We start from the raw sequence: 23761 nt of genomic DNA on the forward strand, positions 1-23761 counted from the left end.
TTAGTGCGGCGAGCTGTCGTCATCCCTGCGCGGATGCTGGCTGCGCCATTGCTGCATCTCGATCACCTGAGCGTTGGCTGCTGGCGGCTCACGAAACGGATGCGGGGCCAGCTCAATCCGACCCAGCTGTTTGCCAAACAGGGTGATGCTGCCGATATGCCGCTGCTCGCCGGTTACGGTGAACTCGAAACCATACACCCGCGCCAGGCGTTTGCGCCCGCGGGCATCGGGCAGCAGCGCGAGCCGGCGCAGGGCAACATTGCCGTCGAGCAGTTCGATATCGGCCTTGGCGCAGTGTTGCTGCACCAGCGTTAGCGCCCGCTCGCGCAAGCCATGGGCATGCCACAGCCAGGCGCAGGCGGTGGCGAACAGCATCAGCAGAAATACATCGAAGAGGTCGATCATCGCAGCTCCAGCAGCAGGGCGTTATGCCTCAGGCTTCTGCTTGGTTAAGCGCCTCATAGCGCTGTTGCAGTTCGTGGCGAATTTGCCGGCGCTGCTGACCTTGGCGTTGCCGGCGCAGACCGTCCGGCGTGTCCGGGCTCAGGCTTGGAATGACCACCGGCTTGCGCTCTTCATCGACCGCGACCATGGTGAAAAAGCAGCTGTTGGTATGGCGTACCGAGCGTTCGCGGATATTTTCCGTGATGACCTTGATGCCGACTTCCATCGAGGTGCGCCCGGTGTAGTTGACTGAGGCGAGAAAGGTCACCAGTTCGCCGACATGGATCGGCTGGCGGAAAATCACCTGATCCACCGAAAGGGTCACCACGTAGCAGCCGGCATAGCGGCTGGCGCAGGCGTAGGCGACTTCATCGAGGTACTTGAGCAGGGTGCCGCCGTGAACATTGCCGGAAAAATTGGCCATGTCTGGGGTCATCAGGACGGTCATCGACAGCTGGGCGGTTCCGGCTTGCATAGGGCACTCTGTGACGGGTTGATCGAGCGGGTGAAATGCACTGACGCACGATAAGCCCGCTACGGTACTGGTTGCGGCAAAGCATAAGCAAGCGGCTTGCCGCGCTGCTGGAGGATGCGGGTCACTGCCCTGCAGCGAGGCAGCGCGGGTTATTTACCGGCCGAAGGGCCGAAGCCGATATTCAGGGTGGTGTGGCTGCTCAGGTCTGTGGATTAGCTCCTGCAAGCCTACGCATGGGGCTTGGGGCGCTACAGGCGTCGGGTTTACAGGTTTAGCGTTGCAGGTTTCAGGCGGTGCTCGGCACTGGCGGCTAGTCGCGCCTATGAGTGTCTGACGAGTGCTGAAGGTACTCTGCAATCCAGCGTTGCAGGTCATCCAGCGGCATGGGCTTGGCAAAGAAAAACCCTTGAATGTGGTGGCAGCCCAACGCCTGTAGACGCATCACCTCAAGCTCGGTTTCTGCGCCTTCAGCGATGACCCGCATGCCCAGGTCGTGGCCGATATTGATGATCACGCGCGCGATCAGGTCGTCACCGTCGCTCAGCGGTGTGACAAAGCATCGATCGAGTTTGAGGGCGTCAAAAGGCAGCACGTGCAGGCGGTTCAATGAGGAATAGCCGGTACCAAAGTCGTCCAAATGAAACTTAAAGCCGAGGTCGACCAAGCGGCGCATGGTCGGCAGGATCTCTGTGCTGGATTCAGCCACCATGCTCTCGGTCAACTCCAAATGCAGCGCAGCGGCGGGTAAGTCATAACGCTGCAGGCAGTCGTTCAGGTCCGCCACCAGATCGCTGTCGCGGAACTGGCGGATCGATAAATTCACGTTGCACGCCAAATCTGGGTAATCGGCGCGCAACCGTCTCAGTGCTGCCCCGGCTTGGTCGAAAACCAAGCGGCCCAGCGTGGCGATCATCCCGGTTTCTTCGGCAATCTGGATAAACTCACCGGGTGGAATGTATTCACCCTCAAAGTTCCAGCGGCACAAGGCTTCCATGCCGACTAGGGTACTGTTCTGCGCATCGACAATCGGCTGAAACCAGACTTCTAATTGCTCGGCCTGCAGGGTCGTGTGCAAGGCCTGTTCAAGGCACATGCGCCGCGATGCTTGAATCAGCAGGCCGCGATCGAAGACCGCGATTTGGCCTTTGCCGCGGCGCTTGGCTTCATACAGCGCCAGGTCGGCATTGCGCAGCGTGTCTTCCTTGCTGAGCGTGGCATCCACCGCGGTGAGGCCGGCCGAGGCGCGAATACTGATCTGCTGCCCCTGGTAGCGGATGGGCTGTTCCAGCGCCCTCAGCAGGCGTTCGGCCAATGGCAGTGCCTTGAGTGGTTCGATGCCCTCAAACAAAATGGCAAATTCGTCGCCCCCCAGGCGGGCAACGGTGTCGTCGCTTCTCACCAGCTCCTGGGCGCGCAGTGCGGTTATCTTGAGGACATCATCACCGGCTTCATGGCCCAGGCCGTCATTGAGCAATTTAAAGCTATCCAGATCGAGCAACAGCAAACTGCTGAGCGGTTTGGCTGTCGCCGTGTCATACGCTTGCAGCACCGTCAGGCGCGACATCAGCATGCGTCGATTACCAATGCCGGTGAGCGAGTCATGCTCGGCGATGTGGCTCAGGTCGCGGTGCCTGGATTCGACCTCGCTGATCAGCTCATTCAGCGATGTACCAAGATTATCGAGTTCATCTGCGCCCTCCACGGGCCAGCGAGTCGCCGCGTCAGGGGCCTGCCGGTGGCGGTCAGCGAGCCCGGAGAAACGCCGCAAGCGGCCCAGCAAGCGAAAGTGCACGATCAGGTAAACGCCCAGTAATGAGCAGAGCATCAGGGCAATGGCATTCACCGCGAGGGTTTGATGGGTCAAGCGGCGTTCCTTCAGCAGAGCAGAAGGCCCGCTGACTTGCAACGTGGCTGGCAGGTCGCTTAATTGGGTGGTTACCGCCCAGCGCGGCCCCGCAGGCGTTTCATGGCGAGTCACGGCGAAGGCTGAGCCCGCCGCATGTGCAGTGCTGAGCAGGTCAAACTGCACTGCGGTGAGCGCTTGCAGGTACTGCAGGTACTGCTCATCCAGCGGCCGCAAAAAATACATCACGCCGTTGGCCGGAAGGCTGGCCAGGGTGTTGTTTATTGCTGAACGGGCAATCAAAAAGGGTTGGCCGTTGAGGATCTGCAGAAACGAGCTGGGGCTGTCTGCGGTATCTGTTGGATTCAGCGGTGTCAGATAAGGCTTGAGTTGGCTCAGCAGGTCGTCGGGCATTGGCACGACCTCGCCCTCGGCATCCATGATCAGGCTCAGCAGCGAGGAGGCCGCGGCGTCGGTGATCACCACCCCGCTTAGGCGCAGGTTGTGCAGTGAGTCCGGGGTGAAGTTATTGCCGGCATAGTCGGGGTCCTGGTCCTCAATGAAGGCATAGGTGTCATCCCAGTAGGCATAGTCCTTGAGCGTCGCCTTCATGCTCGTCTGGCCTTGAGTAAACACCGCGTTCACGCGCAGTAACTCTTGTTGATAGCGCGTTTGGTCGAACTCATCGAAGCGCTGATCCAAGACGTAGTACGAAAGCCACAGGAACACGCCGCCGACGACAAACAGCAAGGCACTCAGACGCAAGAGCATCCACAGTCCGAGGCTGTCGCGCCCGAGTAACGCCTGCAACTTAGCGATAGTGGCCATGATTTGCGGGTGGAACCTTCCTGGCGATGGAGCGCTGAGCGAAATATGCAGGTGGAGATTCCCCCCGTCGTTATGGCCCGCAATATATACCGAAGTTGCCAAGCACGCTTAGGCGTGGCTCAGGTACCAGCGCCAATCCTGCTCGCCGACTTCGCCCATAAACTGGCGGAACTCGGCCCATTTGATCGCCAGGAATACGGAGAGGAACTCCTCGCCCAGGGCGTGTTTGGCCCAGGCGGAATGTTCCAGGGCGCGCAGTGTGGTCAGCCAGTCGCTCGGCAGGGTTTCGCGGGCCTGTTCATAGCCGTTGCCGACGATGGCTGCGCCGGGGTCAAGCTGATTCTGGATGCCGTGGTGGATACCAGCGAGGATTGCCGCAGCCGCCAGGTAGGGGTTGGCGTCGGCGCCGCAGATGCGGTGCTCGATATGCCGGCTGTTGGCCGGGCCGCCGGGCACGCGCAGCGACACGGTGCGGTTATTCACCCCCCAGCTCTTGGCCAGCGGCGCGTAGCTGTTGGCCTGGAAGCGCCGGTAGGAGTTGGCGTTGGGGCAGAAGATCGCCAGCGCATCGTTGAGTGTGCTCAGCATGCCGCCGATGGCGTGCTTGAGCAGCGGCGTGCCCTCTGGATCGTCACTGGCCATCAGGTTGTTGCCCTCGGCATCGGCCAGGCTGACGTGCATGTGCATACCGCTGCCGGCCAAATCGGCGAAGGGTTTGGCCATAAAGCAGGCCTGCAACCCGTGCTTGTTGGCTACGCCCTTGACCAGACGCTTGTAGCGCACGCCTTCATCCACTGCCCGCAGGGCGTCGAAGCGGTGCTCCAGGGTCAACTCAAGCTGGCCCGGGGCGTATTCGGAAATCGCCGTGCGCACCGGCAAGCCCTGCACCTCGCAGGCGGCGTAGAGGTCGTCGAGAAACGGCTGTAACTGCTCCAGCTCATACACGCCATACACCTGTGGCGCTTGCGGGCGCACGCCATTGCTTTGCAGCGCCGGCTGCGGGCGACCGTTACTGTCGCGCTGCTGCTCCAGCAGGTAGAACTCCAGCTCCACCGCCATCACCGGGTGGTAGCCATCGGCTTTGAGCCGGTCGATGGCGCGCACCAGCACATGCCGTGGATCGGCCGGTGCGGCGGGCAGGCCCTGAGTTGGGTGCATGCTCACCTGCAACTGACCGGTGGGGCGGGTGCGCCAGGGTTGCAGGGTCAGGCTACCGGGCAGCGGGTAGGTCCAGCAGTCGGCGTCGGCGACTTCCCAGACCAGGCCACTGGCTTCCACGTCCTCGCCCTGAATGGTCAGCGCCAGGATCGAACTGGGCAGCGGCCGGCCGTTCTCGTAGACGGCCAGCAACTCGTCACGGTGCAACAGCTTGCCGCGCGGGATGCCGTTGGCGTCGATCAACATCAGCTCGATGCTGCGCACGTCCGGGTGTTGGGCGAGGAAGTCGCGGGCTTCCTGAATATCGGCGAATTGCATGGCGGTGTCCTGGGTAGGATGGGTTAGCCGCGAAGCGGCGTAACCCATCGATGCGGTCTGATGGGTATCGCTGCGCTCAACCTGAGCGAGCCGACCCATCCGACGAATTTGGTTTATTCGCGGGCGTCGGGAATCGCCAGCAGCTCGCTCAGGGCCTGATCGAGGGTGGTGATCAGTTGGTCCACATCCGCCGCCGTGGTGCTCGGGCAGCACAGGGTCATGTTGTGGAACGGGGTGATCAGGATGCCGCGGTTGATCAGGTACAGGTGCAGGGCCATTTGCAATTCGTCGTGGAACCCCGCTTCAGCCTGCGCGCCGGTTTTCGGCGGCAGCGGGCAGAACTGAAACTCGCTGCGCGCGCCCAGCTCGGTCACCGACCACTTGAGGCCGTGTTTGCCGATCAGTGCGCGGCAGCCATCGGCCAGGCGTTTAGCCAGCGGCAGCATGTGCGCGTAGGCCGCCTCGGTCATCACCTGTTCTAGGTTGGCGCGCATGCAGTGCATGGCCAGCGCGTTGGCTGACAGCGTGGTGCCCATGCCGCTATGGCCATGCCCGTGGCTGCCTGCACTGGCGCGGTGCTGGGCGGCGCTCATGGCCTCGGCCATCGCCGCGCTGCAACCGAAGACGCCGCACGGTACGCCACCGGCAATCGGTTTGCCGACCACGAAGAAGTCCGGCTCAAGGTTCCACAGCTGGGTGCAGCCGCCGATGTCGGTGGAGATGGTGTGGGTCTCGTCGATGATCAGCAGGCTGCCGTACTTGCGCGTCAGCTCGCGGCATTGCTGCATAAAGCCTGGCTCCGGCAGCACCATACCGATGTTGGTCATTGCCGGTTCACAGAGCAGGGCGCAGACATCGCCTTGCGCCAGCGCCGCTTCCAGCGCATCGATATCGTTAAAGGGGATCGAGCGGCTGTGCTGGGTCAGGTCGTAGGCCTGGCCAACCAAGCCTGAGCGCGGCACGGTCTGGCCGTCGCGGTGGCGCACCATCACATCGTCAACGGTGCCGTGGTAGCAGCCGTCGAATACCAGCAGGGTGTTGCGCTGGGTGATCGCCCGCGCCCAGCGCAGTACGTAACGGTTGGCGTCAGTGGCGGTGGCGGTCACCTGCCAGTACGGCAGACCGAAGCGTGCAGCCAGCAGTTCGCCGCAAACCACCGCATCTTCGCCGGGCAGCATGGTAGTCAGGCCATTATTGCCTTGTTCGGCAATGGCCTTGGCGATCGGCTCCGGCGAGTGGCCGAACATGCTGCCGGTGTCGCCCAGGCAGAAGTCGACATATTCATGGCCATCGACGTCATAGAAGCGCGCGCCCTTGGCCCGCTCGACGAACAATGGGCAGGGCGTCGACCAGTCGGCCATCCAGTGCATCGGCACGCCGCCGTACAGCGAGTTACGCGCGCGCTCGGCCAGGGCCACGGATTGTGGGTTGCGCTCGATAAAGCGCTGACGCTCGCGCTTGGCGAACGCCTCTACAGCGGCTGGGCTGATACCACTGGCAGTCATGCTGAACACCTCATTGGTTATTCGATCATGCTATTTTGTGATCACATAAATAGCAATAATTGGCTGTTAATGGCTTTATTGTTAGATTTAATAATATTTTGTGATCACAGGATAAATCAAATGACCTTCCAGAAGCAGGTGGTACTGATCAGCGGAGCGGGCAGTGAAAGCGGCATTGGCTTAGCCATTGCGCGGCGTCTGGGCCAAGCCGGCGCACGCCTACTATTAACGGCCAGCAGCGCGCGGATTGAACAACGCGCCGCCGAGTTATGTGCCGAAGGGTTAGACGCGCGGGCCAAGGTTGCTGACCTGACCGATGAGCAGCAGGTGGCCGAGCTTATGCAATGGGCGCAGGCGCAGTGGGGTCATATCGACATTCTGGTCAACAACGCCGGCATGGCCATGCAAGGCAGCCCCGAGCCCTTTGCCGAACTGGCAGAGATGGACCTGGCGACCTGGAACCTGTCCATTGCGCGTAATCTCGGCACGGCCTTTCTGCTCACCCGTGCAGTGCTGCCGGGCATGCGCGCGCGTGGCTATGGACGCATCGTCAATATCAGCTCGACCACCGGCACCCGTGGCAGCAACCCTGGTGAGGCGGCCTACAGTGCGGCTAAAGCGGGCATGCTCGGCCTGTCCATGGGCTTGGCGCTGGAGGTGGCCAAGCAGGGCATTACGGTCAATAGCGTCGCGCCCGGCTGGATTGCCACCGGTTCGAGTACCGCAGAAGAGCGCCACGCGGCAGAATACACCCCGTTGGGTCGTGCCGGCCGTCCAGCGGAAGTGGCGGCGGCGGTGGCTTTCCTGGCGTCCCGCGAGGCGAGCTATATCACCGGTGAAGTGTTGGTGGTGGATGGTGGTAACTGCCTGATCGAAAACAAAGCGCCCTGAGCGCTTCTGCGTCGGTCAGGCGTTGTTGCAGGGCTGCTCGAAAATGCTCATTGACTGCAGTCAACTCCGCTTTTCAAGCAGCCCTGCGCCTAACCTGCCTCTAGCAGAACCACTCAGACCAATGTGCTGAACTTTGGAGAATCCATGCATAACTGCTCGCTGACCCTCGACCAACTCCCTGCACCGCCGGCACAAGGACTTCGCTGAGCCATGGCCGATAACCTGCAAGACCAGCTCTATCAACGTATCCGCGCTGGCTTGCTGGCCGGGCGCTTTCAACCCGGCGAGCGCTTGAAGATCCGTGATCTGGCGGCCGAATGGGGCACCAGCCCAATGCCGGTGCGTGCAGCGCTGCAACGCCTGGTCGCCGAGGGCGCACTGGAAGGTGAGCCGCAGCGCTCAGTGCGCGTGCCACCCATGACCCGCGAGCGTTACCAGAACATCTTCCAGGTGCGCCTGAGCCTTGAAGGCCTGGCCGTGGAACTGGCCACCCCCAACCTGACTGCCGCCGATCTTACCGAGCTGCGCGATTGCGTCGCGCGCATGGATGCCGCCATTGAGCAGCGCCAGGTGCAGCGCTACCTGGATGCCAACAGCCAGTTCCACCTGCACCTGTATGCTGCCTGCGGCAACCCGGTGTTACTGCGCAGCATCGAGTCGCTGTGGCTGCAGGTCGGGCCATTCTTCAACCGGCTGTTCACCGAAGCCGACCTGTCGCTGCGCCTGAATGACTTCCATGAACAAGCCTTTGCCGCCATCGAAGCCGGCGACGCCAAAGCCGCCCGCCAGGCGATGGAGCAGGATCTAAGCTATTTTGCGCGGTTTTTGTTGAATCTGTTGGACTTGGAGCAGGCCACCAAGCGGCTTTAGCGCGCTTGGCGGCAGGCGTGACGGTTTAGCTCTCCAGCCAGACGTCGCGCACCCAGTGCCACACCGATTCCCAAGTTTCGTCTTCGTTGATTTCGGTGGTCTCGGCTTCCCACAGCAGCACGGTGCCGTCTTCTTCTACGACGTAGTAGTTACCGTGGTCTTCGCACAGCGGAACGAACTCGCGCGGTACGCCGAGGGACCAGGCGGTGGCGGCGACTTCTGGCAGGTAGGTGTGCGATTGTGGATCGCTGGCGGTCACCGGCTCCAGGCGCCCATAGACCACATCGCTGACCTGTAACAGATACTCGCGCAGGGCGTAGGGCAGGTGGATGAGGATCTGTTCCTGGATTTCCACCAGCACTTCTTCTTCCGGAAGTTCCAGCGGCACCGGCACGGGTTCGTTGAGTTCGCGCAGTTGTTCGATGACTTCTTCCACGGGCGTTGTCTCTTTTACGGGTAATAACGGGAGCGTCTTATACCCTAGACGCGGCTAAGCAAAAAGCTGGCAAAGTGCTATCTTCCTGTTTAATCGGCTCGCCAATTTTTTAACGTCATAAAATGGTCTGGTCATGAAAAGCTCAGCGCAAGAACCTGAAGACGGCGTATTGAGTGAGGAGCAGCGGTTGCAGTTGCTGACCTCGGCAGGCAAGCGTAATCGTTTGTTCATCATCGCCTTGGCCGTGTTGCTCGGTAGCCTGATGTTGATCTCGGTCGGTTTGAACATGTATAGCCTGTTCAGCACCGGTGATGGACCACGTATCGAGGCGTTAGAGCAGCAGGTACGCAAACTTGAACAGCGGCTGGTAGTGCAGCAGGCTGCCCTGAGCAACCAGGAAGCCTTGGTGGCCAGCCAGCAGGCTACGCAGCTGAACGCTCTGTTCGAGCGCACAGAGAACCCCGATAGCATTGCTCAAGTGAGCCAGGTGTTGCAGGCCCAAGAGCGCGACTATCAACAGGTGATGCAGGGGCTCAAAGTGGGGATGCGTGATCTGGCCAATATGTTGCCGGGTTCACGCAGCTGGCTGGCGGATTATCAGGAGATGATTGACCGCGCTCAGCTCAACAGTCGTCAGCGCAGTGAAGAAATTCAGGCCTGGAGTGATAAGGCCCGCCAGCCTGTCCCGGCGGCTGAGCCACCGGGTGCTGTTGTCGACCCGGGCTAATGCGTTAGCCCATATGGAAGAAGGCCAGCTTGTTACCGTCCAGGTCGCGGAAATAAGCGCCGTAGAAGCCTGGAATGCGCTCACCGGGTTCGCCTTCACTGCTCGCGCCGAGCGCAATGGCCTTGGCGTAGAGCTTATCCACACCTTCGCGGGAGCCGCCGGGCAGGGCGACCATGTTGCCGTTGCCGGGGTTGGGTGCTTGCTTGTCGTAAGGTACGCACAGGGCAAACATCGGCTGGCCCTTGGCAACGCCATAGAAGGCGATGCGGCCCATATCCATGACGATCTTGGCGCCCATTTCGGCGAGCAAGGGGCTGTAGAAGGCCTTGGCTTTTTCCATGTCGGCGGTGCCGACCGTTGTGTATCCGATCATTGTGCAGTCCTCGTGGTGGAGCGCTAGGAAGGGTACAGCTTGCGCCTTGAGTGTATCCGGCGCCAGCGCATACGTTTGCTGAATGACGGACAAAGAAAACCCGGGCATGCCCGGGTTTTCTTTGTTGCTGCGGGTATTAGCCGTTCTGGCGGATACCGGCGACCAGCCACGGCTGGTTGTCACCGGCCGCACGCTCCATGCGCCAGCTCTCGCTGAACGCTTCGCCTTGGTCGAAGCGCGAGGTTTTGGCCACGCCGGTGAAGGTCAGGGTGGCGACGGTCTTGTCGCTGAGGTCATCGACGCCATCCAGCTGCACGTCGAGGTCGTCGACATAGGTGGACTGGAAGCCATCACCCAGGTCAGCGCGCTCGCGGCTGAGGAACTCCAGCAGCTGTGGGGTGACGAACTCGGCGATTTTATCCATCTCGTTGGCATCCCAGTGCTGCTGCAAACTGAGGAAGTGCTCACGGCCGGCGCTGACAAAGCTCTGCTCGTTGAACCAGGCTGGGGCGTTGATCACCGGCTTGATGGCGGCAGCTGCGCCGTTACCGCCGAAGATCGAGCTGGGTGCGGCCTGGGCTGGCATTTCGCGCTGATACGGCGCGCCACCGGCGGCGGCTGGCTGGGCCTGGCGACGACGGGCGGCGAGGAAACGGAACAGCAGGAAGGCGATCAGGCCGAAGATCAGCATGTCCATGATCTGCAGGCCTTCAAAGCCATCACCCATAAACATCGAGGCGAGCAGGCCGCCTGCCGCGAGGCCGGCCAATGGACCCAACCAGCGCGAAGCGCCGCTGGCGGCGGCGGGCTGACGACCGGCGGTCGCTGGCGCTGCAGATTGCTGGGTGGGTGCCTGGCGAGCCTGATGGCTTGGCGCGGAACCGAAGGATTTGCCGCCGCCCATACGCTTGGCTTCGGCGTCGAAACTCATGGTCAGGCCGAGGCTGAGGAACATGGCCAGGGCGATGCTAAGGAAACGCTGCATGATTAGCTGTCTCTTGGTTATTGGATCTACGCGCGGCATCTTGCCCGGCGTAACCGTCGCTGGCTAGCCATAGAATGTTTCCGGCTTTTGCCTTTGCCCGTGCCAGCGCACTGCTTAGCGGCGTAGCAACACCCGCAACGGCCCGCAGCGTAACTGTCTGCGCAGCAGCGCGCGGAACTCGGCGGGCCCTTCCTCGGGATGGCGCAACCAGTGGATAAAGCTGCGCAGGTAGACCCCGCTTAGCAAGCTTTCCTCGGCAATACGCCGCAGGTGCAGGGTTTCCCGCTGCGCCGCCTCGCGCCACCACTGCACGGTACGGCTGATGCGCAGCAGGCCGAGCACTTGCAGGTGCAGGTGGCCGGGCTCGAGCTTGTACAGCAGCATCTGCCCGGTCACCGCACGGTGTGCCGCCAGGCTGTCGAGCCAGGCGATGAGCAACTCCTCCAGGCGTTTGGTCGGCTCCAGCGGCAGCAGGTCAGCGGCCGTGGCGCGGGCCAGCAAGGCTTGGTCGGCGCGGTCAAACCAGGCCTCGACCAGCTGATCCTTGTCGCGGTAATGCCTGGCGATGCTGTTTAGCTCCACATTCAAGTCGGCGGCCACATCAAACAGGTGCAGGCGCTCCCAGCCGCAGGCATCGGCCAGGCGCAGGGCGCTATCGAGAATCTGTGCGGCGGAGACAGTTGCGCGTTTCATCGGCTCACCTCGTGTTTGAGTATGACCGCTGATACGTAGGCCAGCCGCGCAAACGACAAACGGAACCCGAGGGTTCCGTTTGCAGTGGGGTCAGATGCGTAGGATGGCTGCGTGGTGCAGCGGCTTAACCCATCAGCGCTTGCAGCGGGCTATTGCGCGCGCAACACATCCTGCGGTGGGCGCGTTAGCGCCAGTTGTACAACTCTTTTTCCGACAGCTGATGCATCAGGCTGACCTGTGCCTGGAACGCTTGCATCGAGGCCCAGATGCGCCCATTCAGTTCGTTCTGCCCGGCCAGCTCACCGAGTACTAGGGTGCTTTGGTGTTGCATGGCAGCCAGTACGTCATCGGGGAAGCGCTTGAGCAGGGTGCCTTGCTGTTTCAGCTGATCCAGCGCCAGGGCGTTGTTGTAGACGTAATCGTCGAGCATGTCCTGGTTAGCCGCGCGGGTGGCTTCAGTCAGGATCGCCTGCAGGTCGGCCGGCAAGCTATCGAGGGCCTTCTGGTTGATCAGCAGTTCGAGCACGGCCTGCGGCTCTTGCCAGCCTGGGTAGTAATAAAACTTGGCGGCTTTGTGCAGGCCAAAGGCCAGGTCGTTGTAGGGGCTGACCCAGTCGGTGGCGTCGATCGCGTTGGTTTGCAGCGCGGTAAACACTTCGCCGCCGGGCAAGTTGACGGTGGTCGCACCGAGCTTGCTCAGCACTTCGCCACCGAGGCCGGGCATGCGAATTTTCAGGCCCTTGAGGTCATCCAGCGAGTTGATTTCCTTGTTGTACCAGCCGCCCATCTGCATGCCGGTATTGCCCACCGCCAATGGCTTAACGCCGAACGGAGCATAGGCTTCTTCCCACAATGCTTGGCCACCGCCCTTGCTCAACCAGGCGTTCATCTCGCTGGTGGAAAGGCCAAATGGCACGGCCGTGAAGAACTGCGCCGCCGGCACCTTGCCCTTCCAGTAATACGCCGCGCCATGGCCCAGCTCGGCAGTGCCGCGCGACACCGCGTCAAACACTTCCAGTGGTGGCACCAGCTCACCGCCGGCATACACCTTGATGGTCAGGCGACCGTTGCTCATTACCTTGACCCGTTCGGCCAGGCGCTCAGCCGCCGTGCCCAGGCCGGGATAGTTCTTCGGCCAGGCGGTAACCATCTTCCACTGGAAGCTTTCTGCGGCAGGCGACCCTGCGGCTGGCGTAGCAACTGCTTGCGGTGCGGCAGGTTCTTCCTTGCACCCAGCCAGGCCGATGGCGGCGAGCAGGGCGCTGGCAAGCAGCAGAGGGCGGCGGATCATGGGGGCTCCTTATTGTTTGAATAGACGGTTGGTCACAGCGCTTGCAATTTTGCGTAGCTGAGCATCAGCCACTTGCTGCCCTCACTCTCGAAGTTAACCTGCACCCGCGCCTGCGCGCCTGAGCCTTCGAAGTTGAGGATGGTGCCTTCGCCGAACAGCGAATGCTGCACGCGTTGGCCGAGGTTGAAGCCGGTGTCTGGCACGGCGCTGCCGGCGAACAGGCTGCTGTCATTGTTTGCGCCGCCCATGTTGCGGCTCACCGCGCCAAACGGCCGACTGACGCTGTTGCTCAGGCGCACTTCCTGAATCAGCTGCGGCGGAATTTCACGGACGAAGCGCGAAACCTTGTTGTAGGTCTCGGTGCCGTATAAACGCCGCGTTTCGGCGTAGGTAATCACCAGCTTGCTCATGGCGCGGGTAATGCCGACATAGGCCAGGCGGCGCTCTTCCTCAAGGCGGCCGGGCTCTTCCAGGCTCATCTTGTGCGGGAACAGGCCTTCTTCCATGCCCACCAGGAACACCTGGGGGAACTCCAGGCCTTTGGCGCTGTGCAGGGTCATCAACTGAATGCTGTCTTCGTTCTCCGCCGCCTGGGTGTCGCCGGCTTCCAGCGAGGCGTGGCTGAGAAAGGCTTGCAGTGGGCTCAGCTCGTCGTCTTCGTTGTTGTCGAAGGTCCGCGCGGCGCTGACCAGCTCCTCAAGGTTTTCGATGCGCGCCTGGGCTTTCTCGCCTTTCTCGGCCTTGTGGTAAGCGATTAAGCCGCTTTGCTCGATGACCGTCTGGGTCATCAGATGCAGCGGCATGCTCAGGGCTTTGGCCGTGAGGTTTTCGATCAGCTCGATAAACCCGGCCAGGGCCCCCGAAGCACGGGCTGGCAGGGCCTTGGCGCTGACCATCAGCTGAATGGCGCCCCACATCGACACGTCATGCACGCGGGCGTATTCGCGAATCGCTTCGACGCTCTTCTCGCCGATACCACGCGCTGGCACGTTGATCACCCGCTCCAGCGCGGCGTCGTTGCCACGGCCGTCGAGCAGGCGCAGGTAGGCCATGGCGTTCTTGATTTCGGCACGTTCGAAGAAGCGCTGACCGCCGTAGATGCGGTACGGAATCTTCTCGCGCAGCAGGGCTTCTTCAAGCACCCGCGACTGGGCATTGGAGCGGTAGAGAATGGCGATTTCACTGCGCTTGAGGCCGTCTTTGCGCAGGGCGTCCTCAATCGATTCGACCACGTAGCGCGCTTCGTCGTGTTCGTTGAACGCCGAGTACAGGTTGATCGGCTCGCCGTCGTCGTCTTCGGTCCACAGCTCTTTGCCGAGGCGCCCCTGGTTGTTGGCGATCAAGGCGTTGGCGGCCTTGAGGATGCCGGCGGTGGAGCGGTAGTTCTGCTCCAGGCGGATCATTTCGGCGTCGGCAAAGTCAGTCGAGAACTGCTGGATATTCTCGATTTTCGCGCCGCGCCAGCCATAGATCGACTGGTCGTCGTCGCCGACCACCATCATGCTCTCGCCGCCCCTGGCGAGCAGGCGCAACCAGGCGTACTGCACGGCGTTGGTGTCCTGGAACTCGTCGACCAGGATATGCCGGAAACGGCGCTGGTAGTGTTCCAGCAGGCCCGGCTTGTCGCGCCACAAGTCGAGGGCGCGCAGCAGCAGCTCGGAGAAGTCGATCACCCCGGCGCGCGCGCAGGCGGCCTCATAGGCTTCGTAGATTTTCAGCATGGTGGCGAGGAACAGGTCGCCGCCGGGCTGGATGTTTTTCGGCCGCAGGCCTTCATCCTTCTGCCCGTTGATAAACCACTGCGCCTGCTTGGGCGGCCAGCGCTGTTCGTCCAGGCCGAGCTCGCGGATTACCCGCTTGACGATGCGCTGCTGGTCATCGGAATCGAGAATCTGGAAGTTTTCCGCCAAGCCGGCTTCCTGCCAGTGCGCGCGCAACAGGCGGTGCGCCAGGCCGTGAAAGGTGCCGACCCACATGCCGGCCGGGCTGACGCCGAGCATCTGCTCGATGCGCTGGCGCATTTCGGCGGCGGCCTTGTTGGTGAAGGTCACCGACAGGATGCTGTGCGGCGACGCGTTCTCGATCTGGATCAACCAGGCGATACGGTGCACCAGCACGCGGGTTTTACCGGAGCCAGCACCGGCCAGCACCAGTTGCCGGCCCACGCGCGCGGCAACAGCCTGGCGTTGGGCATCATTGAGAGAGGCGATCAGGAGTTCGGGGTCATTTTGCATCGCGGCATTCTAGGGGGCGCGGCCGGGCAGGGCAAACCAGGCCGTCGTGCGAATTGTTTTCGACGACTGGTGAGTCAGCTCAGCGGGTGCAGCTGGGCTGTGGCAGGGCTTAGCAGAAGTGCCGCGTGGGCGCTGTGAGTGAGTCCACATCCGGCTTGGGCGATGCGTCTAGCTCGGGTATGCTGCGCCGATCTTTAGGCAACCATTATAAGAACATCGCCTATGACTGCTGTGACTTCATTCGTTGAGGTAAATGGCCTTAAGGTGACTTCCGGGCGGGAAGTCACTCAGCTGTTTGCCACAGATATTGCCGCCGAACGCACCCGCATGCTCTACCAGGGCTCGCAGGTGCCGACCCTGCTGATGCTGCTCAGTGGCGTGGCCTGCACCTTCCTCCTGTGGGGCGCGTTGCCGCCGCTGCTGCTGAGCGGTTGGTCGCTCTGGCTGGTGATCCTTGCCGTGCTGCGTCAGGTGCAAGTGCGGGCCTTTAATAAGCTGCTGCCCAGTCGCCAGGCCGCGCCGCATTGGCGGCGGCTGTTTCTGCTCGGGGCCGGGGCGTCTGGGCTGACCCTGGCGTTTGCGGTAATCGCCCTGGTGCCTGCCGATGTGTTTTATCTGCAAGCGCTGGTCTATGGCCTGATTTCCGCGGTCATCCTCTCTGCCAGTGTGGCGTATGCCATCAGTTTCTCGGCCTTTCTGACCTTTGCCCTGCCGTGCCTGCTGCCCTCGGTGAGCTACCTGCTGCTCAGCGGCAATGCGCTGCAACAGGGCTGGGGCCTGCTCGCCAGCATTCTGATGCTGACCCTGCTGGTGGTCGCCTGGCAGGTTAACCGCCTGGTGCAGCGCAGCTTGTTGCAGCGCTTTCATAATCAGGCGCTGATTAGCAATCTGGAACACGCCAAGTTGCAGGCTGAAGGGCTCAACAGCGAATTGGCCCATGAAGTGGAGCAGCGCCGCCGCGCCGAACGCAAGCTGCGCCAGGCGCATGGCGAGCTGGAGATGCGCGTAGCCGAACGCACCCTGGAGCTGGATGAAACCACCTACGCCCTGAGCAAAAGCCGCACGCGCCTGAGCCTGGCCATTGAAGCCAGCGAGTTAGGCTTGTGGGACTGGGACTTGCAGAGCGATGAGGTGCACCACTCGCGCCTTAAGGAAATCTTTGGCCTGGAGCCCCATGAGGTGCAGGTCATGCTGCGCGACCTCAAGCCGCGCCTGCACCCGGAGGATCTGCCACTGTTGCGCCGTGCGCTGGTCGAGCACATGAAAGGGCGCAGTGAGGATTATCAGGTCGAATACCGCATCAAGCATGCGCAAGGTCACTGGGTATGGGTCGAGGATCGTGGTCGTGCGGTCGAGCGTGATGCTGCGGGCCGCGTGCTGCGCATGCTCGGTACACGCTGCGATATCAGCGCGCGCAAGGAGCAGGAGCAGCAGCAGCAACTGGCCGCCACGGTGTTCGAGGCCGCCAGTGAAGGTATCGTGATTCTTGACCCGGACTACCGTCTGCTATCGGTCAACCAGGCCTTCAGTGACGTCACCGGTTATCGCCAGGACGAGGTGGTCGGCAAAAGCGTGATCAGCTTGATTGGCAGCGCCGACAGTCGCCGCCAGTACCAGCGGATTCGCCTAGAGTTGGAGAGCAGCGGCACCTGGCGCGGCGAATTGATTGAAACGCGCAAGAACGGTGAGCTGTATCCGCAGTGGCTGCAATTGAATGTGGTGCGCGATGCGCGCGGCAGTGTCAGTCATATCGTCGGCTTCTTTGCCGATCTGTCATCGCGGCGTGAGGCCGAAGAACGCCTGCGTTACCTGTCGCACTATGACGAGCTGACGGGCCTGGCCAACCGTAGCCTGTTCAAGCAGCGGCTGCATGAAGCCAGCCAGCGGGCGCGGCAGAATGGCCGCAGCATCGCCCTGCTGCATATCGATCTAGACCGTTTCAAGCTGCTCAACGACAGCCTCGGCCATGAAGTGGCTGACCAGCTGCTCCGGCAGATCAGCCGTCGACTAACCCAAGCCGTGCCTGAGGCAGACACCCTGGCGCGGCTGTCTGCTGACGAGTTTGCCATCCTCCTCGACTCCTACGGCAGCCTCTCCAGCCTGGCGCGTCTGGCCAGTCGTCTGCTCAGCAAGCTGCGTGTGCCAATGACGGTGGGCGGCCATGAGTTGGTGGTCAGTGCTTCGCTGGGGATTAGCTTGCTGCCAGACAACGCGCGGGAAATCTCTGCGCTGATTAGCCAAGCCAATATGGCCACGCAGCATGCCAAGCATCTGGGCGGCAACACCTTCCAGTTCTTCACTGACAATCTGCAGGCCTGCACCCTAGAGCGCATTCAGCTGGAAAATCAGCTGCGCAAAGGCATCCAAGACGGGCAGTTGGAAGTGTTCTACCAACCCAAACTGTGCCTGGCCGCTGACAGCCTTAATGCCGCCGAAGCGTTGGTGCGCTGGCGTCATCCAGAACTGGGATTGGTCCCGCCAAGCGACTTCATCGGCCTGGCCGAAGAAACTGGGCTGATCGGTGCGATTGGCGAGTTCGTCTTGCGCCAGGCCTGTAAACAAGCCTGTGCCTGGCGCGATGCAGGTCTGGCGCAGATTCGTGTCTCGGTGAACCTATCGGTGCATCAGCTGCGCCAGGGCAACCTGCTCAGCCTGGTGCGTCAGGTGCTAAAGGAAACTGGCCTGGCCCCGCAGTTTCTGGAGTTGGAGCTGACCGAAAGCCAGCTGCTGGATAATGTCGAAAGTGTGATCAGTACCTTCCAGCAATTGCGCAACTTGGGGGTTAAGTTGGCGATTGATGACTTCGGCACCGGCTATTCCTCGCTCAGCTACCTCAAGCGTTTCCCGGTGGACTACGTGAAGATCGACCAGACCTTTATCCGCGACCTCACTCCCGGCAGTGAAGACGCCGCGATCACCCGCGCGATCATCGCCCTGGTCCACAGCCTGGAACTCAAGGTGGTGGCCGAGGGCGTGGAAACCCAGGCACAGATGGACTTCCTCAAGAGTCAGCGCTGTGACGAGATTCAGGGTTATTTGATCAGCAAGCCAGTGCCCGCCGAGCAGTTTGCTCAGCTGCTGCGTGAGCAGGACAGTGTGCTTTAGCCGGCACTAAGCTGCGCCTGCAAGCAGGCGCAGCAAAGGGTTTCAGAGCCCGTTGGGCAGAAAGCGGGTGGCCCCGCTGACGTCGTCGATTTTCTTGATGCGCAAGGCTTTCAGGCAGGTCTCATTGCGGGTGTTGCTGTCCGCGCAGTACTGCTTGATAAAGTCGGCAAACGCCATGTCCTGACCGTTCACGGTCAGCACGCGGTTGAAGTATTCACCTTGAATACCCTGTGCTTGCCGGCTGTTGGTCATTTCTTGATCGACGACCAGGCGACCGTGCAGGTCGACCGCGGGAAACTCCGGCGCTTTATCTTCTTTGCAGGCAGCCAGCAGCAGGCTGGTGGCTACCAGCGTCACTAAACGCAGCATGGTGAGTTCTCTTGAAGACCTGCCTCCGGCGGTGAGCCGAGGGCAGGTGGTGGGGCTATTTGCCGAACAGGCTGTTGGAGCGGTTGACCTCGGCTTTACCGGTGTCTTCCAGCAAGGCTTTGGTGCCTGAGGTGATGTTGCGTGAGGCGTCCGCATCCGACTGAATGACATCGGTGCGGGCCGCGCTCTCACGCAGTTCGGCATCGATATAGTCATTAGCCCGTGCCGCACGGGCGCGCTTGGCCTGCAACTCCAGCTTGCGCTCCTCCAGCTCCAGCGCGCGCAACTCGTCTTCAAAACCCTCTTCGCGGCTGCGCACGCGCTTGTTTTCCGCTTCCTGAACCTGGCGCTGCGCCGCGGCCTTTTGGGCGGCGGCTTGCTGGGCAGCGGCGCGTTGGCGGCGATTAGCCTCATCACGCGCGTTGGCACGCGCCTGCTCGGCGGCGGCCTGGCGAAAGCGTTCGGCTTCGGCATTGGCTTGTGCTTGCTTGGTTTCTTGTTCGATTTGGTACAGCTGATCGAACTGATTGGCCAGGGCGGGCAGGGTCAGCAATGCCAGGGCAGAGCCTAGAACGATATGTTTCATCTGCGTGGCCCTCAGCCTTTGGTTGGTTCAGGGCACGTGGCGTTAGGCTGGATGCGGGTCTCGTTGGACAGCATCATGACCATCAGGGAGATTTCGCCGATCTTGAACTCGCAAGTCCGGCCGACCTGAGCAGAGGTGAAGATTTTGCCGTTTTCGGAGTAACCGATCAGTACGCCAGGCACCAGGGTGGTGTCGTTAACCAGCGAACCGGCCATGGCACCGGCTGCGCCGCCGGCTACACCACCAACAATCGCGGTGTCACGATGGTTCTGTGCACCCAGTGCAGCGCCACCCACTGCGCCGAGCAGACCGCCAACCATCATGGCGGCCTTCTTGTTTTTCTCGTTGCTGACTTTGATCTTGGTGGGGGAAACCGTGATGATCTTGATGGTTTTGGCTTCTTGCTGAGTATTAACCTGACTCGCGTCGAAGACATCCGCTTGGTACTGTTCGCCAGTGGCTTGGCAGCCTGCCAATACGGCGGCGATAGAAAGTGCCAGACAACGTTTGATCATCATTCCTTTATTCCTTGATGATTATAAAAAATCCATTTACCAGCTCATTTCCGACTAAGCATGGCAGTCGGCCAGCATTCTAATCAAAGGAGTTGTTGGGGGTAAAGGTCGATCCTGTCACACCCATCATGTACTCCGGCTTGACCATTGGGGCGTTTTGCTACTGCCATGAGTCGATTGTTTTCTACTGCTCCCCCGCGCAGCACCCTGATTCTGCTGGCCTCGCTGTATTGCGCACAGGGCCTGCCTTCCGGCCTGTTGGCGCATTCGCTGCCGGTGCTGCTGCGTCAGCACGGGGTCGATTTGGCACTGATTGGTTTGCTCAAGTTGCTGGCGTTGCCCTGGCTGCTCAAGGTGCTCTGGGCGCCCTGGGTGGATCGCTTGGCCTCGCCACGGCTGGGCCATCGGCGCGGTTGGATTGTGCCGTTGCAGCTGGGGGTTATCGCGGTGCTGGCGGGCTTGGCGCTGATGGACCCTGAGCGCTTGTTTGGCAGTCATTTTCTGCTGCTGATGGGCCTGTTGTTGCTGGTCAATCTGGCGGCCTCGACCCAGGACATTGCCACCGATGGTTTGGCCGTGCGCCTGTTGCCTGAGCGCTGGCGCGGGCTGGGTAACAGCCTGCAGGTGGGTGGCTACAAGGTCGGTATGCTGGTCAGTGGCAGTGGCCTGTTGTTGGCGATGGACACGTTAGGCTGGCACCTCAGCCTGGCTCTGGTAGCGGCGCTGCTGGTGCTGATGAGCGTGCCGATCTGGCGTTTTGCCGAAAAGCGCCAGCTACCGTTCCGGCCGGCGCAGGCCGAGCCGGCTGGTCCCGGATTGCTGCTGCGGCATTATCGCGGCTTGCTGCTGCAGCCCGGCATGCTCTTTTGGCTGGCGGTGCTACTGAGTTTCAAGTTAGGTGATGCGCTGGGCTCACCGATGATTAAGCCGATGTTGGTCGATCAAGGTTGGAGCAATGCCGAGTTGGGTCAGTTGACCTTGATCAGCAGCCTGGTGGGGATTGCCGGGGCCGTTCTTGGCGGCCTGCTTTATGCGCGAATCGGCGCATTGCGGGCGTTGCTGCTGTTCGGCCTGTTGCAGGCCTGCGGCATCGCGGCCATGGCCCTGCTGGTAAATGCGGGCGGCGATTCGGGCTTGGTGTACGCCGTGGCGCTGTTTGAGCAGGCCGCCGATGGCATGTCCACGGTGGCGCTGTTTGCGTTGATGATGCGCCAGTGCCGGCCTGAGCATGAGGGCGCCGACTTTACCTTGCAGGCCAGTGTGCAGCTGTTGCTGGCCGGGCTGGTGGGCGCTAGCAGTGGCTTGCTGGCCAAGTGGCTGGGCTATGAGGCGTTGTTTGTCGGGGCGGGCGTCTTGGGCTTGCTGGCGTTACCGCTGGTACTGCTGTACTTCCGCCGGGCGCAGCCTGACGCCTTGGCCAGCGCCCAATAGTCAGTGCTGCAGCCGTGGCCCGCCGGCCCCGGGGTTATTCCATCCACTGCCGTTCGTGGCGTTCCAGCAGGTTGCTAGCCTGCTCCGGGCCGTCGCTGCCGGCCGGATAAGGGCGCGGGCTCTGGTAGTGCTGGTGCCAGCCTTTGATGATCGGATCGACCCAGTGCCACGCCGCTTCGACTTCGTCGCGGCGCATAAACAGCGTCGAGTCGCCTTCGATCACATCCAGCAATAGGCGTTCGTAAGCATCCCAGCGGCGCTGCTTGTGGAAGGCATCGGCCAGGTTGAGATCGAGTTCCACTGGTTGCAGGTGCATGCCCTTGCCGGGGCTTTTACCCATCAATTGCAGGCTGATGCGCTCTTCCGGCTGCAGGCGGATCAGCAAGCGGTTGGCTTCGCCGCCGCCAAACAGCTGGTGCGGCACGGGTTTGAACTGAATCAGGATTTCCGAGGTTTTGTGCCCCAGGCGCTTGCCGGTGCGCAGGTAGAACGGCACGCCGGCCCAGCGCCAGTTGTCGATCTCGGCCTGTACGGCGACAAAGGTTTCCGTGTCGCTATCGTTGTCGACGTTTTTCTCGAAGTAGTAGGCTGGCACTTCCTGACCGCCGATCTTGCCGGCGGTGTACTGGCCGCGCACGGTTTTGTCCTGCACGTCGAGGCCGGTGATGGGCTTCAACGCTTCGAGGATTTTCACCTTCTCGTTACGTACCGCTTCGGCGTCGAAACGCACCGGCGCTTCCATGGCCACCAGGCAGAGCAACTGCAGCAGGTGGTTCTGGATCATGTCGCGCATGGCCCCGGCTTTTTCGTAGTAAGCGCCACGGTTCTCCACGCCGAGGGTTTCGCACACGCTGATCTGCACGTGGTCGATATGCCCGGTACGCCAGATCGGCTCGAACAAGGCGTTGGCGAAGCGCAGCGCCATCAGGTTCTGCACCGTCTCCTTGCCCAGGTAGTGGTCGATGCGAAACACCCGCGACTCATCGAACACCGCGCCAATGGCCGCGTTGATCGCCTGGGCCGACTGCAATGAGTGGCCGATGGGTTTCTCCAGCACGATACGCGCCTTGGGCCCGGCCAGTCTGGCAGTCTTTAAGTGCGAGGCGATGTCTTCAAACAGGTCCGGCGCGGTGGCCAGGTAATAGATGCGCACCCGTTCAGGGTCTTCGCCCAAGCGCTTGCTCAGGAGGCCGAAATCGGCGCTCTGGCTGGCGTCCATGGCGAAGTAGTCGAGGCGCGCGGCAAAGCTGGCCCAGGTGTCGTTATTGAAGTCATTGCGCGCGACTTGGGCGCGGCAGTGACGTTCTGCCAGGGCTTGGTAGGCGCTGCGGCTGTTGGCGCTGCGGGCCAAGGCAAGAATGCGCGTGTCGCCATGCAGGCGGCCAGCGCGATGCAGGTGGTAGAGCGCTGGCAGCAGCTTATGCAGGGCCAGATCACCGGTGCCGCCAAACACCAGCATGTCGCAGGGAATGCTCAAGGTGGGAACTCCGACTCGGTTTAGCCGTGCGGGAGCGGCGGTCATGTAGTATAACTACAAAACCACTACAACCCGTCGTGCGCCGATCATAACCGAGTCGTGACTCCGATGCGGCGTGCTAGATGGATTCGTTAGCCAAAAGTCGAGCCTAAACCTGTGAACCTGTTGCAGCACATTGCCCAGTCGCGTCATCTCCTCCGCAAATCAGAACTCAAAGTTGCGGACCATGTTCTGCTCGACCCGGCGTCGGTCATGCACAGCTCCATGGCTGAGCTGGCGCACAACGTTGGTATCAGCGAGCCGACCATCGTGCGCTTCTGTCGGGCGATTGGCTGCACCGGGTTTCAGGATCTTAAGCTCAAGCTGGCGCAGAGCCTGGCCGCTGGCGCCAGTTTTGGCCAGTTCGCCATTCATGAAGATGATTCGGTGGCCGACTTCAGCCTGAAGATTTTCGACACCACCCTACACACCCTGATCGAGGTGCGTGAAAAACTCGATACCCAAGCCCTGCAACAGGCCATCGCTGCCATCGCCAACGCCCAGCGCGTCGAGTTTTACGGCTTTGGCGCGTCGGGCGCGGTGGCGGCAGATGCGCAGCACAAGTTCTTCCGTTTGCTGCTGACGGCGGCGGCCTATTCCGATCCGCATATGCAGGCGATGAGTGCGGTGACTCTGAAGCCTACCGACGTGGCGATTTGCATCTCCCAGTCCGGGCGCTCCAAGGATCTGCTGATCACCGCCAATCTGGTGCGTGAAACCGGCGCGACGCTGATCACCCTGTGCCCGAGCCAAACACCCTTGGCCGACCTGGCCACGGTCAACCTGGCCATCGACGTGCAGGAAGACACCGAAATCTACACCCCGCTGACCTCGCGCATCGCCCACCTGGTGGTGATCGACGTGCTTGCCATGGGTGTGGCCATGGCCCGTGGTCCGGGGCTAGTCAATCACCTCAAGAGCGTCAAGCGCAGTCTGCGCAGCCTGCGCCTGTCGCCCAAGGCGCATAAGACCGTCGAAGACTGAAACCTGTCCAGGATTTGCTGCGCGTCGTCGGCCCTGTGGCGTTAAAAACAGGCTCGGAATGTTCTGGCTCGCGAAATCCCGAATCAGGTTTCTGCGCTGCTAATGTCATCGCCGCGTTATCGCATGGCCATCAAAGCGTCATATCCAGGGCCGATGCTGGTACTCCCTTATTCAGCTTGGGAGT

21 protein-coding genes are annotated in these 23761 nt (G+C 61.6%); 6 read left to right on the forward strand and 15 right to left on the reverse strand.

Annotated features, from left to right (window positions below):
- The 5 genes from Q0V31_RS06240 to Q0V31_RS06260 form a co-directional block, all read right to left on the reverse strand.
- Entirely contained in the window at positions 1–405 is a 405-nt protein-coding gene (locus tag Q0V31_RS06240; RefSeq protein WP_298185728.1) for a DUF3301 domain-containing protein, read from the reverse strand.
- 28 nt (positions 406–433) lie between these two features.
- Positions 434–919 (reverse strand): acyl-CoA thioesterase, encoded by a 486-nt coding sequence (locus tag Q0V31_RS06245; protein WP_298185731.1) that lies wholly within the window; start codon positions 917–919, stop codon positions 434–436.
- 310 nt (positions 920–1229) lie between these two features.
- On the reverse strand, positions 1230–3590 hold the full coding sequence (locus Q0V31_RS06250; protein ID WP_298185734.1) for an EAL domain-containing protein: 2361 nt from the start codon (positions 3588–3590) through the stop codon (positions 1230–1232).
- 108 nt (positions 3591–3698) lie between these two features.
- Positions 3699–5066 carry a glutamine synthetase family protein gene (locus tag Q0V31_RS06255; protein ID WP_298185736.1) on the reverse strand — a complete coding sequence of 456 codons (1368 nt, stop codon included), beginning with the start codon at positions 5064–5066 and terminating at the stop codon, positions 3699–3701.
- Between the two features lie 113 nt (positions 5067–5179).
- Complete coding sequence (locus tag Q0V31_RS06260; protein ID WP_298185738.1) at positions 5180–6571, reverse strand: aspartate aminotransferase family protein; 1392 nt, start codon at positions 6569–6571, stop codon at positions 5180–5182.
- 120 nt (positions 6572–6691) lie between these two features.
- Here Q0V31_RS06260 and Q0V31_RS06265 point away from each other — a divergent pair, with 120 nt between their 5' ends.
- Positions 6692–7462 (forward strand): SDR family NAD(P)-dependent oxidoreductase, encoded by a 771-nt coding sequence (locus Q0V31_RS06265; RefSeq protein ID WP_298185740.1) that lies wholly within the window; start codon positions 6692–6694, stop codon positions 7460–7462.
- A 210-nt stretch (positions 7463–7672) separates the two neighbouring features.
- A complete protein-coding gene (locus Q0V31_RS06270; protein WP_298185743.1) occupies positions 7673–8332 on the forward strand; it encodes a GntR family transcriptional regulator in 660 nt (219 codons plus the stop codon).
- Between the two features lie 25 nt (positions 8333–8357).
- Here the strand turns inward: Q0V31_RS06270 and Q0V31_RS06275 are convergent, their stop codons facing one another.
- Entirely contained in the window at positions 8358–8768 is a 411-nt protein-coding gene (locus tag Q0V31_RS06275) for an SMI1/KNR4 family protein (RefSeq protein WP_298185746.1), read from the reverse strand.
- Positions 8769–8901: 133 nt separating this feature from the next.
- On the opposite strand from Q0V31_RS06275, the gene Q0V31_RS06280 reads away from it, so the two are divergent.
- Entirely contained in the window at positions 8902–9495 is a 594-nt protein-coding gene (locus Q0V31_RS06280) for a hypothetical protein (protein ID WP_298185749.1), read from the forward strand.
- Positions 9496–9499: 4 nt separating this feature from the next.
- Here the strand turns inward: Q0V31_RS06280 and Q0V31_RS06285 are convergent, their stop codons facing one another.
- The 5 genes from Q0V31_RS06285 to uvrD form a co-directional block, all read right to left on the reverse strand.
- Positions 9500–9868 (reverse strand): VOC family protein, encoded by a 369-nt coding sequence (locus tag Q0V31_RS06285; RefSeq protein WP_298185751.1) that lies wholly within the window; start codon positions 9866–9868, stop codon positions 9500–9502.
- Positions 9869–10004: 136 nt separating this feature from the next.
- Positions 10005–10853: a TIM44-like domain-containing protein gene (locus Q0V31_RS06290; RefSeq protein ID WP_298185753.1), complete on the reverse strand. Its 849-nt coding sequence runs from the start codon at positions 10851–10853 to the stop codon at positions 10005–10007.
- A gap of 114 nt (positions 10854–10967) precedes the next feature.
- The gene (locus Q0V31_RS06295) at positions 10968–11546 is read right to left on the reverse strand and encodes a TetR/AcrR family transcriptional regulator (RefSeq protein ID WP_298185755.1); all 579 of its coding nucleotides are present in this window, start codon (positions 11544–11546) and stop codon (positions 10968–10970) included.
- Between the two features lie 184 nt (positions 11547–11730).
- Positions 11731–12837: a TRAP transporter substrate-binding protein gene (locus tag Q0V31_RS06300; protein WP_298185758.1), complete on the reverse strand. Its 1107-nt coding sequence runs from the start codon at positions 12835–12837 to the stop codon at positions 11731–11733.
- Positions 12838–12869: 32 nt separating this feature from the next.
- Positions 12870–15071: a DNA helicase II gene (gene uvrD / locus Q0V31_RS06305; RefSeq protein WP_298185760.1), complete on the reverse strand. Its 2202-nt coding sequence runs from the start codon at positions 15069–15071 to the stop codon at positions 12870–12872.
- Between the two features lie 222 nt (positions 15072–15293).
- Between uvrD and Q0V31_RS06310 the strand changes: the two genes are divergently transcribed.
- Positions 15294–18176 (forward strand): EAL domain-containing protein, encoded by a 2883-nt coding sequence (locus tag Q0V31_RS06310; protein ID WP_298185762.1) that lies wholly within the window; start codon positions 15294–15296, stop codon positions 18174–18176.
- 42 nt (positions 18177–18218) lie between these two features.
- On the opposite strand, the gene Q0V31_RS06315 is transcribed toward Q0V31_RS06310, so the two are convergent.
- Genes Q0V31_RS06315 through Q0V31_RS06325 form a run of 3 tightly spaced genes read right to left on the reverse strand, consistent with a single transcriptional unit; the run spans position 18219 to position 19649 of the window.
- Positions 18219–18545: a hypothetical protein gene (locus Q0V31_RS06315; RefSeq protein ID WP_298185765.1), complete on the reverse strand. Its 327-nt coding sequence runs from the start codon at positions 18543–18545 to the stop codon at positions 18219–18221.
- Between the two features lie 55 nt (positions 18546–18600).
- The gene (locus Q0V31_RS06320) at positions 18601–19131 is read right to left on the reverse strand and encodes a DUF5384 family protein (RefSeq protein WP_298185768.1); all 531 of its coding nucleotides are present in this window, start codon (positions 19129–19131) and stop codon (positions 18601–18603) included.
- Positions 19132–19142: 11 nt separating this feature from the next.
- Complete coding sequence (locus Q0V31_RS06325) at positions 19143–19649, reverse strand: hypothetical protein (RefSeq protein ID WP_298185771.1); 507 nt, start codon at positions 19647–19649, stop codon at positions 19143–19145.
- Between the two features lie 165 nt (positions 19650–19814).
- Here Q0V31_RS06325 and Q0V31_RS06330 point away from each other — a divergent pair, with 165 nt between their 5' ends.
- The gene (locus tag Q0V31_RS06330) at positions 19815–21077 is read left to right on the forward strand and encodes an MFS transporter (protein ID WP_298185775.1); all 1263 of its coding nucleotides are present in this window, start codon (positions 19815–19817) and stop codon (positions 21075–21077) included.
- 34 nt (positions 21078–21111) lie between these two features.
- On the opposite strand, the gene zwf is transcribed toward Q0V31_RS06330, so the two are convergent.
- Entirely contained in the window at positions 21112–22599 is a 1488-nt protein-coding gene (gene zwf, locus Q0V31_RS06335) for a glucose-6-phosphate dehydrogenase (protein ID WP_298185777.1), read from the reverse strand.
- Positions 22600–22710: 111 nt separating this feature from the next.
- Here zwf and hexR point away from each other — a divergent pair, with 111 nt between their 5' ends.
- A complete protein-coding gene (gene hexR / locus Q0V31_RS06340) occupies positions 22711–23577 on the forward strand; it encodes a transcriptional regulator HexR (RefSeq protein WP_298185780.1) in 867 nt (288 codons plus the stop codon).
- Positions 23578–23761: the final 184 nt, after the last annotated feature.

Source organism: uncultured Pseudomonas sp., from assembly GCF_943846705.1.
In the GTDB taxonomy this organism is placed as follows: domain Bacteria; phylum Pseudomonadota; class Gammaproteobacteria; order Pseudomonadales; family Pseudomonadaceae; genus Aquipseudomonas.

Coding starts and splice junctions, on each gene's coding strand:
- Q0V31_RS06240 (WP_298185728.1), bottom strand. CDS start 405: ATGATCGACCTCTTCGATGTATTTCTGCTGATGCTGTTCGCCACCGCC.
- Q0V31_RS06245 (WP_298185731.1), bottom strand. CDS start 919: ATGCAAGCCGGAACCGCCCAGCTGTCGATGACCGTCCTGATGACCCCA.
- Q0V31_RS06250 (WP_298185734.1), bottom strand. CDS start 3,590: ATGGCCACTATCGCTAAGTTGCAGGCGTTACTCGGGCGCGACAGCCTC.
- Q0V31_RS06255 (WP_298185736.1), bottom strand. CDS start 5,066: ATGCAATTCGCCGATATTCAGGAAGCCCGCGACTTCCTCGCCCAACAC.
- Q0V31_RS06260 (WP_298185738.1), bottom strand. CDS start 6,571: ATGACTGCCAGTGGTATCAGCCCAGCCGCTGTAGAGGCGTTCGCCAAG.
- Q0V31_RS06265 (WP_298185740.1), top strand. CDS start 6,692: ATGACCTTCCAGAAGCAGGTGGTACTGATCAGCGGAGCGGGCAGTGAA.
- Q0V31_RS06270 (WP_298185743.1), top strand. CDS start 7,673: ATGGCCGATAACCTGCAAGACCAGCTCTATCAACGTATCCGCGCTGGC.
- Q0V31_RS06280 (WP_298185749.1), top strand. CDS start 8,902: ATGAAAAGCTCAGCGCAAGAACCTGAAGACGGCGTATTGAGTGAGGAG.
- Q0V31_RS06285 (WP_298185751.1), bottom strand. CDS start 9,868: ATGATCGGATACACAACGGTCGGCACCGCCGACATGGAAAAAGCCAAG.
- Q0V31_RS06290 (WP_298185753.1), bottom strand. CDS start 10,853: ATGCAGCGTTTCCTTAGCATCGCCCTGGCCATGTTCCTCAGCCTCGGC.
- Q0V31_RS06295 (WP_298185755.1), bottom strand. CDS start 11,546: ATGAAACGCGCAACTGTCTCCGCCGCACAGATTCTCGATAGCGCCCTG.
- Q0V31_RS06300 (WP_298185758.1), bottom strand. CDS start 12,837: ATGATCCGCCGCCCTCTGCTGCTTGCCAGCGCCCTGCTCGCCGCCATC.
- uvrD (WP_298185760.1), bottom strand. CDS start 15,071: ATGCAAAATGACCCCGAACTCCTGATCGCCTCTCTCAATGATGCCCAA.
- Q0V31_RS06310 (WP_298185762.1), top strand. CDS start 15,294: ATGACTGCTGTGACTTCATTCGTTGAGGTAAATGGCCTTAAGGTGACT.
- Q0V31_RS06315 (WP_298185765.1), bottom strand. CDS start 18,545: ATGCTGCGTTTAGTGACGCTGGTAGCCACCAGCCTGCTGCTGGCTGCC.
- Q0V31_RS06320 (WP_298185768.1), bottom strand. CDS start 19,131: ATGAAACATATCGTTCTAGGCTCTGCCCTGGCATTGCTGACCCTGCCC.
- Q0V31_RS06325 (WP_298185771.1), bottom strand. CDS start 19,649: ATGATGATCAAACGTTGTCTGGCACTTTCTATCGCCGCCGTATTGGCA.
- Q0V31_RS06330 (WP_298185775.1), top strand. CDS start 19,815: ATGAGTCGATTGTTTTCTACTGCTCCCCCGCGCAGCACCCTGATTCTG.
- zwf (WP_298185777.1), bottom strand. CDS start 22,599: ATGACCGCCGCTCCCGCACGGCTAAACCGAGTCGGAGTTCCCACCTTG.